The 16,528-nt window shown below is 71.9% G+C and carries 11 protein-coding genes and 3 pseudogenes; 7 read left to right on the top strand and 7 right to left on the bottom strand.

Features of this window, described 5'->3' with window-relative positions; genetic code table 11:
* Nucleotides 1-65: 65 nt before the first annotated feature.
* The 4 genes from ELQ39_RS02185 to ELQ39_RS02200 form a co-directional block, all read right to left on the bottom strand.
* Nucleotides 66-1,007, bottom strand: a complete 942-nt coding sequence (locus ELQ39_RS02185) for a glycoside hydrolase family 5 protein (RefSeq protein WP_242590797.1) — start codon at nt 1,005-1,007, stop codon at nt 66-68.
* Nucleotides 1,008-1,338: 331 nt separating this feature from the next.
* Nucleotides 1,339-2,103, bottom strand: a complete 765-nt coding sequence (locus ELQ39_RS02190; protein WP_242590798.1) for a sulfite exporter TauE/SafE family protein — start codon at nt 2,101-2,103, stop codon at nt 1,339-1,341.
* 178 nt (nt 2,104-2,281) lie between these two features.
* Nucleotides 2,282-3,124: a phosphotransferase gene (locus ELQ39_RS02195; RefSeq protein ID WP_242590799.1), complete on the bottom strand. Its 843-nt coding sequence runs from the start codon at nt 3,122-3,124 to the stop codon at nt 2,282-2,284.
* Nucleotides 3,125-3,218: 94 nt separating this feature from the next.
* Nucleotides 3,219-4,829, bottom strand: a complete 1,611-nt coding sequence (locus ELQ39_RS02200; protein WP_242590800.1) for a DEAD/DEAH box helicase — start codon at nt 4,827-4,829, stop codon at nt 3,219-3,221.
* A 392-nt stretch (nt 4,830-5,221) separates the two neighbouring features.
* Between ELQ39_RS02200 and ELQ39_RS02205 the strand changes: the two are divergent.
* Nucleotides 5,222-5,464, top strand: a pseudogene (locus ELQ39_RS02205) (hypothetical protein); the annotation flags it as partial.
* On the opposite strand, the gene ELQ39_RS02210 reads toward ELQ39_RS02205, so the two are convergent.
* The 3 genes and pseudogenes from ELQ39_RS02210 to ELQ39_RS02220 form a co-directional block, all read right to left on the bottom strand.
* Complete coding sequence (locus ELQ39_RS02210) at nt 5,430-6,608, bottom strand: Cmx/CmrA family chloramphenicol efflux MFS transporter (RefSeq protein ID WP_242590801.1); 1,179 nt, start codon at nt 6,606-6,608, stop codon at nt 5,430-5,432. The pseudogene ELQ39_RS02205 and the gene ELQ39_RS02210 sit on opposite strands and share 35 nt — an antisense overlap.
* Nucleotides 6,609-6,982: 374 nt before the next feature.
* Nucleotides 6,983-7,282 (bottom strand): annotated as a pseudogene (locus ELQ39_RS02215) (SAM-dependent methyltransferase); the annotation flags it as partial.
* A gap of 116 nt (nt 7,283-7,398) precedes the next feature.
* Nucleotides 7,399-8,391, bottom strand: coding sequence for a substrate-binding domain-containing protein (locus ELQ39_RS02220; protein ID WP_190002285.1), 993 nt, complete (start codon nt 8,389-8,391; stop codon nt 7,399-7,401).
* 352 nt (nt 8,392-8,743) lie between these two features.
* Here ELQ39_RS02220 and ELQ39_RS02225 point away from each other — a divergent pair, with 352 nt between their 5' ends.
* The 6 genes and pseudogenes from ELQ39_RS02225 to ELQ39_RS32640 form a co-directional block, all read left to right on the top strand.
* Entirely contained in the window at nt 8,744-9,670 is a 927-nt protein-coding gene (locus ELQ39_RS02225; protein WP_242590802.1) for a carbohydrate ABC transporter permease, read from the top strand.
* Nucleotides 9,671-9,674: 4 nt separating this feature from the next.
* Nucleotides 9,675-10,616, top strand: coding sequence for a carbohydrate ABC transporter permease (locus ELQ39_RS02230; protein ID WP_242590803.1), 942 nt, complete (start codon nt 9,675-9,677; stop codon nt 10,614-10,616).
* A gap of 108 nt (nt 10,617-10,724) precedes the next feature.
* Entirely contained in the window at nt 10,725-12,062 is a 1,338-nt protein-coding gene (locus tag ELQ39_RS02235) for an ABC transporter substrate-binding protein (protein WP_242590804.1), read from the top strand.
* Between the two features lie 75 nt (nt 12,063-12,137).
* Nucleotides 12,138-14,180, top strand: a complete 2,043-nt coding sequence (locus tag ELQ39_RS02240; protein ID WP_242590805.1) for a beta-galactosidase — start codon at nt 12,138-12,140, stop codon at nt 14,178-14,180.
* A 127-nt stretch (nt 14,181-14,307) separates the two neighbouring features.
* Nucleotides 14,308-16,338 (top strand): RICIN domain-containing protein, encoded by a 2,031-nt coding sequence (locus tag ELQ39_RS02245; RefSeq protein ID WP_242590806.1) that lies wholly within the window; start codon nt 14,308-14,310, stop codon nt 16,336-16,338.
* A gap of 75 nt (nt 16,339-16,413) precedes the next feature.
* A pseudogene (locus tag ELQ39_RS32640) lies at nt 16,414-16,506 on the top strand (phospholipase); the annotation flags it as partial.
* Nucleotides 16,507-16,528: the final 22 nt, after the last annotated feature.

Here is a 16,528-nt window from a genome sequence, read left to right on the forward strand (position 1 = left end):
ACCCCGATGGGGACGGGCCGGCACCTGCGGGGCAGATGCCGGCCGTACGGCATCCCGTGCGGGTGCTACGCCCTGATCCGGTCGCGGATCCAGACTCCGGCGGGCTTGAGCGACCGCGTGCCGGCCCACGGGCCGTCCGCGGCGCAGGTGCCCGGGGTGAACACGGCTCCGCTGCGGTGGTCGTCGGAGAAGTTCCAGTTGACCCAGCTGATCTTCTTCTGCTCCATGAGGTCGAGGTAGCGCCGGGACATCGCGAAGTCGTCGGCGCCCTCCCCGGCGTAGTTCTGTGTGCCGAACTCGGTGACGAACACGGGGATCCGGTCGGCGGCGCGGGAGAGGGCCGCGAGGTACTCGTCGCGGTGCGAGGCGGCGTAGAAGTGGAACGTGTACATGATGTTGGCCGCGTCGACCGGGTTGTTCAGGACCTCCGACTCGTCGGCGCCCTCGGACACGCCGAACGAGGACCAGGCCCGGGTGCCGACGAGGACGGGCGCGTCGGGGTCGTGGGCGCGGACGACCGGGATGATCCGCTCGGCGTACTCCTTGATGCGGGACCAGCTGACGCCGTTGGGTTCGTTGGCGATCTCGTAGAGGACGTTGACGCGGTCCTTGTGGCGGCTCGCGATGTCGGTGAAGAACCTGGCGGCGCGGTCGAGGTTGGCCATGGGGTCGCCGGGGGTCAGCATGTGCCAGTCGACGATCACGTAGAGCCCGCGGTCGCTCGCCTGCCGGACCAGCCGGTCGGCGAGGGCGGTGAAGTGCGCGGGGTCGGTTTCGTAGCCGCCCTCCTGGACGTAGGTGGAGACGCGCAGGACGTCGGCGCGCCAGTCGTGCGCGAGGGCGTCGAGCGAGGCGTCGGTCAGGCACTGGGCGTACCACTGGGTGCCGTGGGTGCTCATGCCGCGCAGCTGGACGGGGGCTCCGTGCTGGTTGCAGAGGCGGGTGCCGCAGACCTGGAGGCGGCCGTGGGCGTCGACGGGGGTGGCTGCGCGGTGGGTGATCGGCACGTCCGCACCGTAGCCGGTGGGGCGGGCCGCGGTGGCGGGGAGGGCGGTGGTCAGGAGGAGGAGCAGGGCGCCGGAGAGGGCGGCGAGGAGGAGGCACGGCGTCCTGCGCTCGGGGCGTGTTCTCCGCCGAGGGCGCGGACTCGGTTGTGGGCAGGCCGATGCCGGGTGGGGGGCCGGTGTCATGTGGGGGGACTCCGTCCGGGATGGATGGTTAGGAAAGTTTCCTGACGAGATGGAACTGCAGGCGCGCCCCGATGACAAGGGGCGTGACGGAGCCTTCCCGGCGCGTGGTGCGCGCCCCCGGTGGCGCGCGCCGCCCCTTCCTCGGCGCTCAGCGCAGGACGAGCTGGACGAGGGCGACGGCCCCGACGGCGACGACGAGGGCGCGCAGCACGCCGGGGCGGAAGCGGCGGCCCGTCGCGGCGCCCAGCTGACCGCCCAGTGTGGAGCCGGCCGCGACGAGGGCGACGGCCGTCCAGTCGAAGTCGGCGACGAAGAGGAAGAAGACGGCGGCGACCGCGTTGACGACGGCGACGAGGACGTTCTTGACGGCGTTGAGCCGCTGGAGCGGCTCGTCGAGGAGCAGTCCCATCAGGGAGATGTAGATGATTCCCTGTGCTGCGGCGAAGTAGCCGCCGTAGACGCTGGCGAGTGTCAGCCCGGCGAACAGCGTCCGTCCGCCGTCCCGCTGCACGAGCCGGTCCCCGGACCGGCGCTCCCGCACCTTGCGGCTGATCAGCGGCTGGAGGGCGACGAGGACGAGGGCCAGTGCGACCAGACAGGGCACGATCGTCTCGAACGCCTCGGCGGGCAGCGCGAGCAGCAGGACGGCGCCGGTGATCCCGCCGAGCGCGGAGCCGACGGCCAGTTTGCGTACGCGGCGGCCCTGTCCGACGAGTTCACGTCGGTAGCCGACGGCCCCGCTGACGGCGCCGGGCACGAGGCCGAGGGCGTTGGACACGGTGGCGGTGAGAGGCGACAGCCCGGCGGCGAGCAGCACGGGGAACGTCACGAGCGTGCCGGACCCGACGACGGCGTTCAGGGCCCCGGCCCCGACACCGGCGCCGAACACCCCGAGCATCTCGAGCGGGGTCACGCCGTGCCTCGGGCGGACGGCGAGGGGCGGTGGCGGAAGGGGGCCGTGGAGACGCTCATGGGGGCACGCTAGCTGGCCGTCGCTTCGGCGCGCGCCGAAGAGTGGCGGGGCGACGGGTCACCTGGTCGCGTTCTCCGCACGGCGGTGAGGGCTGATCCCGGCGGGAACGCCCTCGGGTTCAGCCCAGGCCGCAGCGGTCGAGTGCCGTGCGGACCTCGTCGAGGCCCTGCGCTCTCCAGTGGGACCGGTCGGGCATCTGGTCGTCCTGGCGCCACCGCCAGGCGGAGAACATCGCCCAGTTGAGGGCGCGGCACCGGTGGACCAGGTCGTGGTCGGCCCCCGGGTAGTGCTGTGCCACGTCCTGGGGCGCATGGGCCAGGTCGAACTCGATCGGTCCGCGGCAGCAGGTGGCGAGGTCGATGAAGAGCGGCCCCCTCCTCGTGTTCAGGAGGTTGCCGGGATGCGGCTCGCCGTGCAGCAACTGGTCGCCGGCCTCGTCCGCTGTGATCGCGGCGCTCAGTCCGGTGAGTGTGTCGCCGAGGACTTCCCGGTCGGGGTCGGGCAGCTCGGGGGACCTCTCGCGGTCGGTCACCTGGCTCAGTGCCGTGGCTACCCGATCGGTGAAGTGGGGCGCCTCCAGGTCGATCCTGCGCAGGGCGGCATGGTGGCGCAGGAACGCGTCCGCGTAGTCGGCCGGGGCGATGTCCGAGCCCAAGGGCTCGTAGTAGGTCCACAGCGAGACGGCGAAACCGTCACGGACACGGACCCGGGGCTCGACCCGGGGGTCGAGTTCGGCCACCGGAGCGTCGACGTCGGCGAGACGGCGGGCGACCTCCACCTCCCACTCGGAGTCGGCCAGATGTTCCGGCGACGCGACCCGGGCCAGAACGTCGCACGGGAGCAGACGCAGCGCGACGCGGTCCGAGTCGTGGATGACGATCACCTCGTCCACCGGGAGCCCCAGTTCCACAGCGGTCGCCCGCCCTGCCTCGACCGCGCGGCGCAGTTGCCGTGGCTCCATAGCGTTCTCCCTGGTCATCGGGCCGACGGACGGGCCGCCCGCCGTCGCGTGGGGTCACGCGGCGGCGGGCGGCCCACCCGGTTGCGGACGGGTGTCAGGCCGCGCGGTCCATCGTCGGCTTGGTGCGCGGCTTGCGGCGCGGTGTGTCCTCGGATCGGCGGTTGCGGCCGGCGGCGGTGCGGTCCTGGCCGGTGCCCTGGGTGGTCCCGGCCTTGGACTGGCCCTGGCCCTGCTGCCTGCCGCCCGGTGCGCCTCCGCGACGGCGGCGGTTGCGGGACGGGGACGAGGCGGCGCGGCGGGGACGCTCCACGACCGGGACCGTGATGACGACCGGGACACCGGAGGGGGTCCGCGCACCCGTGATGCGGGTCAGCTCCTCGTCGCCCGGGCGTACCTGCGTGATGCGCGGGGTGATGCCCGCCTGGGACATCAGCCGGCTGACGTCGCGCCGCTGGTCCCGCGTGACCAGGGTGATCACGCTGCCGGACTCGCCGGCGCGGGCCGTACGGCCGCCGCGGTGGAGGTAGTCCTTCGGGTCGCCGGGCGGGTCGACGTTGACGACCAGGCCGAGGTCGTCGACGTGGATGCCGCGCGCCGCGACGTTCGTCGCCACCAGCACGGTGACGTGGCCGTCCTTGAACTGGGTGAGCGTCCGTGTCCGCTGCGGCTGCGACTTGCCGCCGTGCAGACCGGCGGCGCGCACGCCGCTGTTCAGCAGGTGCTTGGTGAGCCGGTCCACCGCGTGCTTGGTGTCGAGGAACATGATGACCCGGCCGTCGCGCGCGGCGATCTCCGTGGTCGTCTGCCGCTTGTCCGTCTCGTCGATGTGGAGCACGTGGTGCTCCATGGTGGTCACCGCACCCGCGGACGGGTCGACGGAGTGGACCACCGGGTCGCTGAGGTAGCGGCGGACGAGCTGGTCGACGTTGCGGTCGAGCGTGGCCGAGAAGAGCAGGCGCTGGCCGTCGGGGCGCACCTGGTCGAGCAGCCGGGTGACCTGGGGCATGAAGCCCATGTCGGTCATCTGGTCGGCCTCGTCGAGCACCGTGATGGCGACCTCGTCGAGTATGCAGTCGCCCCGGTCGACCAGGTCCTTCAGCCGTCCCGGCGTCGCGACGACGACCTCGGCGCCGGCGCGCAGCGCGGACGCCTGCTTGCCGATCGACAGGCCGCCGACCACGGTGGCGACCCTCAGCCGCACGGAGCGGGCGTACGGCGTCAGCGCGTCGTTGACCTGTCCGGCGAGTTCCCGGGTGGGCACGAGGACGAGGGCGAGCGGCTTACGGGGCTCGGCACGGCGGCCGGCCGTGCGGGCGAGCAGCGGCAGCCCGAAAGCGAGGGTCTTGCCGGAGCCGGTGCGGCCTCGGCCGAGTACGTCACGGCCCGCCAGGGAGTTCGGCAGCGTGGCCGCCTGGATGGGGAACGGCGCGGTGACGCCTTCACTGCCGAGGGTGGCGAGCATCTCGCCGGGGAGGCCGAGGTCCTCGAAGGCCTCCACCGGAGGGAGGGCGGGAGTGATCGTCTCGGGGAGGGCGAACTCCCCCGGCGTCACGGTCCTGCGGCCCGAGCCGCCCTTGCCCTGCCCCTGCCGGGGCGCACCGCCGCGGCCGCCGGCGCCGCCGAAGCGGCGGCCGCCGCCCTTGGGGGCGCCCTGGTAGGCGGAGCGGGTGCGGCCGGATCGATCGTTCGCACGTGCCTGTGTCACGGAGAACCTTCCTTGATGTGGCGCGTCTCAAGGAATGTCCGCCGCGGTGGGACGCGGGGAATTGCAAGAACGAGCCTGGGTGAATGGGGCCGCCGGGGCGGTTCCGCCCGGTGAGGGCGCGGCCCTTGAGAAGCAGCGACGGGAGTGTGCACCTCTCCGTGTGATCCGTGTGAGATCTTGCTGCGCAGTAGGCGCCGGTGCCGGCGCAGTGCCGGTCCCTCCGACCCCGCGGGTCGATGACCGCACGACTACAACAGAGATCGACACTAGCACGGCGATCGCCCGAACACTGTGACGGGCGTCGCCCGCCCCTCTCCCCCGGCTGGAAATCGCCGCCCGCGACGAGGAAGATCCGTTCCGTGAACCGACCGTTGCTGTTCCTGGATGTGGACGGCCCCCGCCCCTTCGCCTGGGTGGACGACGAACAGACCGAGGCGGACCGGGCGTACGTCGACGCCCACCACGGCGGGCCGGCGCTCCTGCACCACGTCGACCCACGCATCGGTCTCCGCGACGACGACCTCCTGGCCCTCGCGGACTTCGCGGGCGCCTTGGACGACTCACATGGCGCCGGCCCTCGACCGGCCCACCAGGACGGCGTCACAGCCGCGCCTTCCCGCTCCTGGCACCGGTGACGACGGGAAGGAACGGGAACGCGACGAGCAGCGCGGCCGCGACGAGAAGGCCTGCCGCGTAGAGCGGCCCCAAGGGGCCGGCTTCGGTGCCGAGCGTGGATCCGGCCGCGACGGGGCCGACGGCGGCGCCCACGTTGAGGGCCGCCGTCGCGTACGAGCCGGCCATGGTGGGGGCGTCCGCGGCTTCGTGGAGGACGCGGGCGATCAGTGTGCTGCCCAGCGCGAACGACAGCGCGCCCTGCACGAACACGAGCGTGAACAGGGCGACCGGCCGGTGGGCCAGCACCGCCAGAGCCGGCCAGCCGATGAGCAGCAAGGGACCGGCGACGGCGACGACCGGGCCGGGGTTGCGGTCGGACAGCCGTCCGGCGACGGTGACGCCCACGAAGGAGCCGGCTCCGAAGAGCACCAGGGCGACGGACACCCACAGCTCGCCCAGCCCGGCGCTGTCGGTCACCACGGGTGCGAGGAAGGTGAGGCCGCCGAAGGTGGCCGCGTTCACCAGCGCGCCGAGCAGCATCACCAGGATCAGCCGTGGCCGGGTGAGCCGGCCGAGTTCCGTTCGCAGCGCCGGTTTACCGGTCGCCTCGTGCGCGTCATGTCCCGCGGGGATTCCTCCGCGGATGCCGACAGCAGCCGGCAGACACAGAACGGCGACGGCCCAGAAGGTGGCCTGCCAGCCGAGTTCCGTGCCGAGCACCGCCCCGCCGGGGACGCCGGCGATCGTGGCCAGCGTCGTGCCGGACAGCAGCACGGCCAAGGCGCGTCCCTTCCTGTCGGGCGGGACCAGGGAGGCCGCGGCCGTCAGGGCGACGGCGAGGAATCCGGCGTTCGCGAGCGCGGCGACGACTCGGGTGGAGAACAGAAGGGCGAAGCTCGTGGACACGGCACCCACGGCATGGGCCGCGGCGAAGGCGAGGAGGAAACCCACTAGGGCCGGGCGCCTGGGCCAGTTGCGGGCGGACGCGGCCACCAGGGGGGCTCCGACGATCATGCCGGTCGCGTAGGCCGAGGTGAGCACGCCCGCCGTCCCGACGGTGACGCCGAGGTCCAGGGCGATGTCCGGCAGAAGGCCGGCGAGCATGAACTCCGAGGTGCCCATGGCGAAGACCGCGAGGGCAAGCAGGTACAGCGGGAAGGGCATCGAGGGGCTCCGAGGTGAGGAGAGGCACGAGAGGGTCATCTCGTCACCGCGGCCAGCCGTGAACACACGCGCGTCCCACCGCGGAAGGCGGTGCGACGACAGGACTACGGACTCGGTGGTTCAGGGGCTGACGGCGTGACCGACAGCCCCCACCTCGTCCGACTCAGGACTCGACATGTCCCGCACGCTACCCGACCGGCGCCCGCGGGGGCATTCCGGTTTCCCGTGGGTGCCGTCCCCGGACGACGTGTCTCAGGGCGCCGGACTCCGCGGCACGCAGAAGTGGCTGCCCTCCGGGCGGGCCATCTCCGGAAGGCCGACGGCACTTCCGGGTCGTGGCAGCCGGCCGCCCACTCGGCCGATCTGCTCGCCGGTCACGCCGACCCGCCGGCCGGCACCCGCGCCACCCCCGCGTAGATCCCGCTGTCCTCCGCCGCGGGCGCCGGCTCCGCGCGGAACCATTCCGGGGCGGTCACCAAGCCGGGGGCGACCAGGTCGAGGCCGTCGAAGAAGCGGGCGACCTCGTCACGCGTGCGGAAGCCGAGGCGGATGCCGGCGCGGGCGTACTCCTCGGTGACCTGGCGGGCCAGGTCGGAGTGGAGGTCGGACGCGGCATGGGACAGCACGAGGTGACTGCCCGGCGGCAGCGCGTCCACCAGTTCCCGGACGATGCCCAACAGTGAGCCGATGACCGACGACGAGGTGGTCCTCAACTGCTACGGCTTCATCCTCGCCGCCGACCACTCGACGACCGCCGCCCCCGCCGCGGCGACGTGCTCACGGAAACCCCTCAGCGCCCCGACGGAGGCGGAGCCGTGCTTTCCCTCAGCACCAGCCGCGCCGGCACCAGCGTCGTCCCCCGCTCCGGCCCCTCCTGCCGCATCTTCCGCAGCACCGCCTGCACGCACAGCCGCCCCACCTCGGCGAAGTCCTGGTGCAGGGTGGTCAGCGGGGGCAGGAAGGACGACGCCTCCGGGATGTCGTCGAAGCCGACCACGCTGACGTCCTCCGGCACCCGTCTGCCGTGCTCGTGCAGGGCTCTCAACAGCCCCAGCGCCATCTGGTCGTTGGCGGCGAAGACGGCCGTGCAGTCCTCGCGGACGGCGAGTTCGAGGCCGGCCCGGTAGCCGGACTCGGCCGACCAGTCGCCGCGCACCAGCGGCGGCAGCTCCCGGCCCGCCTCGGTGAGCGCGGCGCGCCAGGCGTCCGTACGGCGCTGGGCGGCGAACGAGTCCCCGGGGCCCGCCAGATGCCACACGGTGCGGTGGCCCAGGTCGAGCAGGTGCCGTACGGCGGCGCGGGTGCCGCCGTGCTGGTCGGTGTCGACGACCGTGTAGCGGTCGCCGGCGTCCGAGTCGACGACCACCACCTGGACGTGCGGCGGGAGTTGGACCGTCGCCGCGTCCAGGAGGTGCACCTCCATGATGACGATCACGGCGTCGACGGCGAGTTCCTCGAGACGGGTGAACGCCCCGCGCACCTCGTCCTGCGTGGGCACGGCGACGGGCAGCAGCGTCACCGCGTACCCCTCGCGCGCGGCGGAGTTGGCGATGGCCTCCAGGGTGCGCACGTTGCCGGTGGTGGAGAGCGAGAAGGTGATCACGCCTATGGTGCGGAACTCGCCGCGCTTGAGGGCGCGGGCCGCGCTGTTGGGCCGGTAGCCGAGCTCCTTCATCGCGGCGAGGACCTGGCGGCGGGTCTCCTCGGTCACCCCGGGGTAGCCGTTGGAGACGCGGGAGACGGTCTGGGCCGAGACCCCCGCCAGCCGTGCCACGTCCGCCATGGAGGCGGTGGCCCGGGTGCGGCGCCGGGGGGCGGGCGCGGCCGTCCCCCGGCCGTCTCCCGCCGTCGCGGCGGCCGGGCCGCCCGGGTTCACCGCCGCGTCGTCGACCGTCTCCACGTGCTTCCCCCCGCCTTCCTGTCTCTCGTGGCACGGTCCGTCCGAGGACCCTTGACCGTCGTCATCGGGGCAGTGTAGACATGCCGCCACCGGATGTTTACGTAAACATAACAGCTCGACGCGTTTCCCCGCCGAGTGATGTTTGCGCAACCATCCGGACCGGGCGACCTGCCGCCCGGCTATGTGCCGGGTGCCGAGCCGCTGGTTACCGGAACGCCGAACAGCGAGGAACGACATGACGACGCTGCAACCGCCGGCGGCCGCAGAGCCGCGGCCGGCCCCGCCTCCGGTGAGACGGGACCGGCGCTCATGGAAGGGCTGGGGGTTCATCGGCCCGTTCGCGGCCGTGTTCGCCCTGGTGTTCCTCGCACCGATCGCCTACTCGATCTACCTCAGCCTGTTCCGCGACCAGCTCATCGGCGGCACCACGTTCGTCGGTCCGGAGAACTACCAGCAGGCGCTCAAGGACGAACTGTTCTGGGCGTCGCTGGGGCGGGTCGCGCTGTTCCTGGTGATCCAGGTGCCGATCATGCTGGGCATCGCCCTGCTGGTGGCGCTCGCCCTGGACAGCGGCCGGCTCTACGGCAAGAGCTTCTTCCGTATCACGATCTTCCTCCCGTACGCGGTGCCCGCCGTGGTCGCCACCCTGATGTGGGGCTTCATGTACGGCACCAAGTACGGCCTGGTCGGGGACGTCAACTCCGCCTTCGGCTGGTCGCTGCCCGACCCGCTCTCCGCGGACCTGGTGCTGGCCTCCATCGGCAACATCGTCACGTGGGAGTTCGTCGGCTACAACATGCTGATCTTCTACTCGGCGCTGCGGGTCGTCCCGCACTCCCTCTACGAGGCGGCGGAGATCGACGGCGCGAGCCAGTGGCGGGTGATCACCGCGATCAAACTGCCCGCCATCCGCGGCGCGCTGGTGATCGCGACGATCTTCTCGATCATCGGCAGCTTCCAGCTCTTCAACGAGCCGAGCATCCTGCGTCCGCTGGCACGCAACGCCATCACGACGGACTACACGCCGAACTTCTACACGTACTCGCTGTCCTTCAGCGGCCAGCAGCACAACTACTCCGCGACCGTGGCCATCATCATGGGCCTGATCACCATGGTGGTCGCCTACGTCGTGCAGCTTCGCGGCATGCGCAAGGGAGCGTGACCCGATGACCACCCCTGTCACCACCCCCGCACCCACCGCCGCGGCCCCCGCCGGCGTGAGGACCGCCCCGCGTCTGCGGCGCGCCAAGGAGCACCGCCCGGGCCGCCCCCGGCGCAGCAAGCTGCTGACCGTGCTGACCTCGCTGGTCGTCCTCTACACCGTGGTCCCGCTGATCTGGCTGGTCGTCAACGCGACGAAGACGCAGTCGGGGCTGGCGAACTCAGGCGGTCTGTGGTTCGCGGACGACTTCGCGCTGTGGGACAACATCCGGGACACCTTCACCTACGGCGACGGCATCTTCACCCGCTGGCTGCTCAACACCCTGCTGTACGTGGTGCTGGGCGCCGGCGGCGCGACCCTGCTGGCGGTGCTGGGCGGGTACGCGCTGGCGAAGTTCGACTTCCCCGGCAAGCGCGGCGTCTTCGCCACGGTGATCGGCGCGGTGGCGGTCCCGGGCACCGCGCTCGCCGTCCCCACCTTCCTGATGTTCAGCAAGATGGGGCTGACGGACACCCCGTGGGCGGTCGTCCTCCCGTCGCTCGTGTCGCCGTTCGGCCTCTACCTGATGTGGGTCTTCGCCACCGAGGCGATCCCCACGGAGCTCCTGGAAGCCGCCCGGATGGACGGCGCGGGCGAGGCGCGGACCTTCTTCACCGTCGCGCTCCCGCTGCTCGCCCCCGGCATCGTGACCGTGCTGCTGTTCACCACGGTCGCCACCTGGAACAACTACTTCCTGCCGCTGATCATGCTCAAGGACCCGGACTGGTACCCCCTGACCCTGGGCCTGAGCGCGTGGAACTCCCAGGCGGAGACCGTCGGCGGCGAGGTGATCTTCAACCTGGTGATCACCGGCTCCCTCCTCACGATCCTGCCGCTCGTCGTCGCGTTCCTGTTCCTGCAGAGGTACTGGCAGTCGGGTCTCGCCGCCGGAAGCGTCAAGGAGTGACCCGGCGGTCCCCCGGCCGCCCTCGAGACCTGCACCTCCGCACCTCCCCCACGTCCTGTCTCCCCCACCCCTGCCCTGTCCCACCCACGAAGAAGTGGATCCACACTCATGCGCAGAAGGACCAGCCGCCTGCTGGGCGGCATCGCCCTCGTGACCTCCCTCGCCCTGGGCGCCACCGCCTGCGGCGGCTCGGACGACGGCGCCGGCACCGAGTCGGTCTCCGCCGAGGACATCCAGGCGGCCCTGGACAAGGGCGGCACGGTCACCGTCTGGTCGTGGGAGCCCACGCTGAAGACGGTCGCCGCCGACTTCCAGAAGAAGCACCCCAAGGTCAAGATCAACCTGGTGAGCGAGCGCTCCGGCGACAAGCACTACACGGCGCTGTCGAACGCCATATCCGCGGGCAAGGGCGTGCCGGACGTCGCCCAGCTCGAGTACTTCTCCATCGGCCAGTACTCCCTCACCAAGGGCCTGACCGACCTCTCGGGCTTCGGCGCGGACAAGCTGGCCTCCACGTACACGCCGGGCCCGTGGAACGCCGTCACCGAGGGCGACAAGGTGTACGGCCTGCCCATGGACTCCGGTCCGATGGCGCTGTTCTACAACAAGCAGGTCTTCGACAAGTACAAGATCACCGTCCCGACGACCTGGGACGAGTACCTGGACGCGGCCCGCGAGCTGCACAAGGCCGACCCGAAGGCGTACATCGCCAACGACACCGGTGACGCCGGCTTCACCACCAGCCTGCTGTGGCAGGCCGGTTCGCGGCCCTACAAGGTCGACGGCACCGACGTGAAGATCGACTTCGGTGACGCGAACGCCAAGAAGTTCACGGACGTCTGGCAGAAGCTGATCGACGAGAAGCTGCTCGCTCCCGTCACCAGCTGGACCGACGACTGGTACAAGGGCCTCGGCGACGGCACCATCGCCACCCTGTCCACCGGCGCCTGGATGCCCGCCAACTTCGAGTCCGGCGTGCCGAACGCCTCCGGCCAGTGGCGCGTGGCCCCGCTGCCCGCGTGGGCCAAGGGCGACAAGGCCAGCGCGGAGAACGGCGGCAGCGCGCTGACCGTCCCCGCGCTCGCCAAGAACAAGGCACTGGCCTACGCCTTCGTGGAGTACGCCAACTCCGGTGAGGGCGTCGCCTCCCGCGTCTCCGAGGGCGCCTTCCCCGCCACCCGGGCGGAGCTGAAGTCGCCCGAGTTCCTGGGCAAGGAGTTCCCGTACTTCGGCGGCCAGAAGGCCAACGAGATCTTCGCCGACTCCGCCGCTAACGTCGCCGACGACTGGTCGTACCTGCCCTTCCAGGCGTACGCCAACTCGATCTTCAACGACACCGTCGGCAAGGCCTACATCTCCGGCACCCGGCTGGAGGACGGGCTGAAGGCCTGGCAGGACGCCTCGGTGAAGTACGGCGAGGAGCAGGGCTTCACCGTCGAGAAGTAGCGACACGCACCACCCCGCGGGGCGGCGCGCACCACGTCGCGCGCCGCCCCCGACGCGCCCACCGGAAGGACCACCATGATCTCCACCCTCCTGTCCCGCAGCGGCGGGCCGGACGGTGACACCGCCCCCCGTCTTCTCTTCGGCGCCGACTACAACCCGGAGCAGTGGCCCCGCTCCGTGTGGGAGGAGGACGTCCGGCTGATGCGGGAGGCCGGCGTCAACGTCGTGTCCGTCGGGATCTTCTCCTGGGCCCGGCTCCAGCCCACGGCGGACACCTGGGACTTCGGCTGGCTGGACGACGTGCTCGACCTGCTGCACGAGGGCGGCGTCGGCGTCGACCTGGCGACCGCGACCGCCTCACCGCCGCCGTGGCTGACCGCCGCCCACCCGGAGGTGCTGCCGGTCACCGCGACCGGCGAGACGCTGTGGCCGGGCGCCCGCCAGCACTGGCGGCCCACCTCCCCCGTCTTCCGCGAGCACGCGCTGCGCCTGGTCCGCACGCTCGCCGAGCGCTACAAGGACCATCCGGCGCTCGTCGCCTGGCACGTCAACAACGAGCTGGGCTGTCACAACGTGTACGACTACTCCGACGACGCGGCCCGTGCCTTCCGGGAGTGGCTGCGCGCGCGGTACCGCACGCTGGACGCGCTCAACGACGCCTGGGGCACCGCGTTCTGGTCGCAGCGCTACTCCGCGTGGGAGCAGATCCTGCCGCCGCGGCTCGCCGCCTCGCACCCCAACCCGACACAGCAGCTGGACTTCAAGCGCTTCTCGTCGGACGCGCTCAAGGACCATCTGCGCGCCGAGCGGGACCTCCTGCGCGAGATCACCCCGGACGTGCCGGTCACCACCAACTTCATGGTGATGGGCAACACCAAGGGCATGGACTACGCGGACTGGGCGGAGGAGATCGACTTCGTCTCCAACGACCACTACGTGCACCCCGGCCCGCAGGACCGTGACGAGCTGTCCTTCTCCGCGAACCTCACCAGCGGCATCTCCGGCGGCCGCCCGTGGTTCCTGATGGAGCACTCCACCAGCGCCGTCAACTGGCAGCCTGTGAACGTGGCCAAGCGCCCCGGCGAGCTGGCCCGCGACTCCCTGCTGCACGTGGCGCACGGCGCGGACGCGGTCTGCTTCTTCCAGTGGCGGCAGTCGGCGGCGGGCGCCGAGAAGTACCACTCGGCGATGGTGCCGCACGCCGGCGCGGACAGCGAGCTGTTCCGCGCGGTCGCCGAGCTCGGCGCCACGCTGAAGACGCTGGCCCCGGTGGCCGGCAGCGAGCGGGAGCCCGCGAAGGTCGGCATCGTGTACGACTGGGACTCCTGGTGGGCGAGCGAGCAGGACTCGCACCCCACGGCCCTGCTGCGGTACCGGCAGGAGGCTCTCGACTGGTACTCGGCGCTGCTCCGCCTCGGCATCCGCGCCGACCTCGTCACCACCCGCTCGGACCTCCAGCGCCACCAGGTGCTGATCGCGCCCGTGCTGCACATGGTGCCCGCCGACCTGGCGAAGGCCCTCACCCGGTACACCGAGCAGGGCGGCCACCTGATCACGACCTACTTCTCGGGCGTCGTCGACGAGCACGACCACGTGTGGCTCGGCGGCTACCCGGGCGCCCTGCGGGACCTGCTGGGCATCCGCGTCGAGGAGTTCGCGCCGTTGCTCGCGGGCGACAGCGTGGAGCTGGACGACGCCACCACCGGCACCCTGTGGACCGACCGGATCACGGTGACCGCCGACGACACGGACGTCCTCGTCCGCTACCGCACCGGCGAGCAGGCGGGCCGGCCCGCCGTCACCCGGCGCCCCTCGGGCCGGGGCACCGCCGCCTACGTCTCCACGCGGCTCGGCGTGGACGGGCTGGTGGCGCTGCTGCCGCGTCTGCTGGAACCGGCCGGCGTGGAAAGCGAACTGCCCGCCGAGGCACGGGGATCGGTGGAGCCGGTGGTGCGCCGCGGCCCCGGGGGACGGTTCCTGTTCCTGGTGAACCGGACCGACGACACCGTCCCGGTGCCGGGGGTCGACGGCGAAGTGCTGCTCGGCGACACCGGCGCCGACGGCTCCCTCGCCCTCGGCCCGCGCGCCGTCGCCGTCCTGCGGCAGCCCGCCTGCTGACCGGCGACTGCCGCACCTCCCCCGGAACGGCACGCGCCGTTCCGGGGGCCGTTCCCTCCCGGCCGTGAACACGGCCGGGCATACCACCAGAGCGCGACCCGGACACCCCACTGTTGGGAGCACACCGATGGCACGCACCCGCAACAGACGGCTTCTCACGGCCACCGGACTGACCGCGGCCCTGGTCACGGGGGCCGCGCTGGTCCCCGGACCCACGTCCGCCGCCCAGGACGCCGGTCTGCCGTCCGTCACCGTACGGCCCGACCCCTCCTACCGGCAGCAGCCGTTCGAGGGCTGGGGCACCAGCCTCGTCTGGTTCGCCAACGCGACCGGCGACTACCCGCCGCAGATCCGCGAGAAGCTGGCGCGGCTCGTCTTCGGCGACGACGGACTGGCCCTGAACATCGCCCGCTACAACATCGGCGGCGGCAACGCCCCCGACGTGAAGGACTACCTGCGGCCCGGCGGGGCCGTTGAGGGCTGGTGGAAGGCTCCCGCCGGCACCACCCGCGAGGACACCGGCTGGTGGGACCCGGACGACCCCGCCGACTGGAACGACCGGGCCGACGCCACCCAGCGCTGGTGGGTCGACCGGATCAAGAACGACATCACCCACTGGGAGACCTTCAGCAACTCCCCGCCCTGGTTCATGACGGTCAGCGGCTACGTCTCCGGCGGCTTCGACGCGACGCGGGACCAGCTGAAGAACGAGTCGGTGGACGACTTCGCCGCCTACGTGGCGGGCGTGACCCGGCGGCTGGAGAAGGCGCACGGCATCCGGGTCGCCACCGTGGACCCCTTCAACGAGCCGAACACCGACTACTGGAGCACCCGTCTCGGCCCCGACGGCGAACCAATCGGCGGCCGCCAGGAAGGCGCCCACATCGGCCCCGAGCTCCAGGAGAAGGTGATCCGCGCGCTCGCCCCGGCGCTGCGCGAGGCGGGCACCGAGGCGCGGATCTCGGCCATGGACGAGACCAACCCGTCGACCTTCGCCCGCAACTGGTCCGTCTACGGCCCCGAAGCGCGGTCGCTGGTCGATCAGTTGAACGTCCACACCTACGGCACCGGGCAGCGCACCACCGTCCGCGACATCGCCAAGGCCGAGAACAAGAGGCTGTGGATGAGCGAGGTCGAGGGCGACTGGGGTGACGGGCAGAGCTTCACCGACATGCGTCCCGGACTCGGCCTCGCCACGCGCATTGTCGACGATCTGCGCGAACTGGAGCCCCGCGCATGGGCGTTCTGGCAGCCCGTCGAGGACCACGACAACATGAAGCCGGGCGGCGAGTCCGCCAAGGGCGGCAACTGGGGCGAGATCCAGATCCCGTTCAGCTGCACCGCGGAGGACACCCTGGAGACGTGTCCCGTCCGTACGAACACGAAGTTCGACACCGCGCGCAACTTCACCCACTTCATCCGGCCCGGCGACCGGCTGATCAAGGTGGACGACACCTCCAGCGCGGCGGCGGTGACACGGGACGGCCAGGGCGCCTCGGTCGTCCACGTCAACGACACCGCGACGGCGCGTGAGGTGACGGTGGATCTCTCCAAGTTCCGCCGGATCGCTCCCAAGGCGACCGTCGTCCCCGTGGTGACCAGCGCCGACGGCAAGCTGGTGCGGCACCGGGCCGTCCCGGTCACCGGCGGGTCGGCCACCTTCACCGTGCCCGCGCGGTCGGTGACGACCTTCGTGGTCGACGGCGTCTCCGGGGTCGCCGCCGACGCCCCGCTGCTGCGCAAGGGCCGCACCTACACGCTGACCGGCGTGCAGAGCGGCAAGGCGCTCACCCTGGCGGGCAACGGCACGGACCTCGTCATCGCCGGCGGCGACGGCTCGGCCGTCCAGCGGTGGCGGCTCGGTGCCGTCCGCCCGGACGACGGGACGCGTCAGCGGTACGAGTTCACAGTCGGCGACCGGCGGCTGACCGTACGGCGCGACGTGCCTGTGGCCGAGCCCCGCGCCGGCCGGCCGGACCCTGCCGCGCAGTGGATCGCCTCCACGACCGGCGACGGCACCTGGACGCTGGTCAACGCGGCCACCGGACGGCTCCTGGAGGTCGGCGGTCAGGCCACGCACGAGGGCGCGGCGGTGACCACCTGGCCGCCCAACTCCGGCGCCAACCAACGGTGGAGGATCACGGAGGTGACGGGCTGATCCTCGTTTCGTTGTGATGAACGGCCCGGTGGGTGACCTACCGGGCCGTTCATCCGTACGGCCTCGCTACGAACCTTCAAGCGCGTGTGCAACGGCTACGGCGGCGCCGCCAAGACCGCCTGCAACAGCACCGCGTGGACGTACCACCAAGCCGTCAAGGCCTTCGGCCGACCGCACGCCCGCCGACGGA

Origin of the sequence: Streptomyces sp. GB4-14, assembly GCF_022696125.1 — a bacterium.
Classification (GTDB): domain Bacteria; phylum Actinomycetota; class Actinomycetes; order Streptomycetales; family Streptomycetaceae; genus Streptomyces; species Streptomyces werraensis.

Coding starts and splice junctions, on each gene's coding strand:
- ELQ39_RS02195 (WP_242590799.1), bottom strand. CDS start 3,124: ATGGAGCCACGGCAACTGCGCCGCGCGGTCGAGGCAGGGCGGGCGACC.
- ELQ39_RS02210 (WP_242590801.1), bottom strand. CDS start 6,608: ATGCCCTTCCCGCTGTACCTGCTTGCCCTCGCGGTCTTCGCCATGGGC.
- ELQ39_RS02220 (WP_190002285.1), bottom strand. CDS start 8,391: ATGGCGGACGTGGCACGGCTGGCGGGGGTCTCGGCCCAGACCGTCTCC.
- ELQ39_RS02225 (WP_242590802.1), top strand. CDS start 8,744: ATGACGACGCTGCAACCGCCGGCGGCCGCAGAGCCGCGGCCGGCCCCG.
- ELQ39_RS02230 (WP_242590803.1), top strand. CDS start 9,675: ATGACCACCCCTGTCACCACCCCCGCACCCACCGCCGCGGCCCCCGCC.
- ELQ39_RS02235 (WP_242590804.1), top strand. CDS start 10,725: ATGCGCAGAAGGACCAGCCGCCTGCTGGGCGGCATCGCCCTCGTGACC.
- ELQ39_RS02240 (WP_242590805.1), top strand. CDS start 12,138: ATGATCTCCACCCTCCTGTCCCGCAGCGGCGGGCCGGACGGTGACACC.
- ELQ39_RS02245 (WP_242590806.1), top strand. CDS start 14,308: ATGGCACGCACCCGCAACAGACGGCTTCTCACGGCCACCGGACTGACC.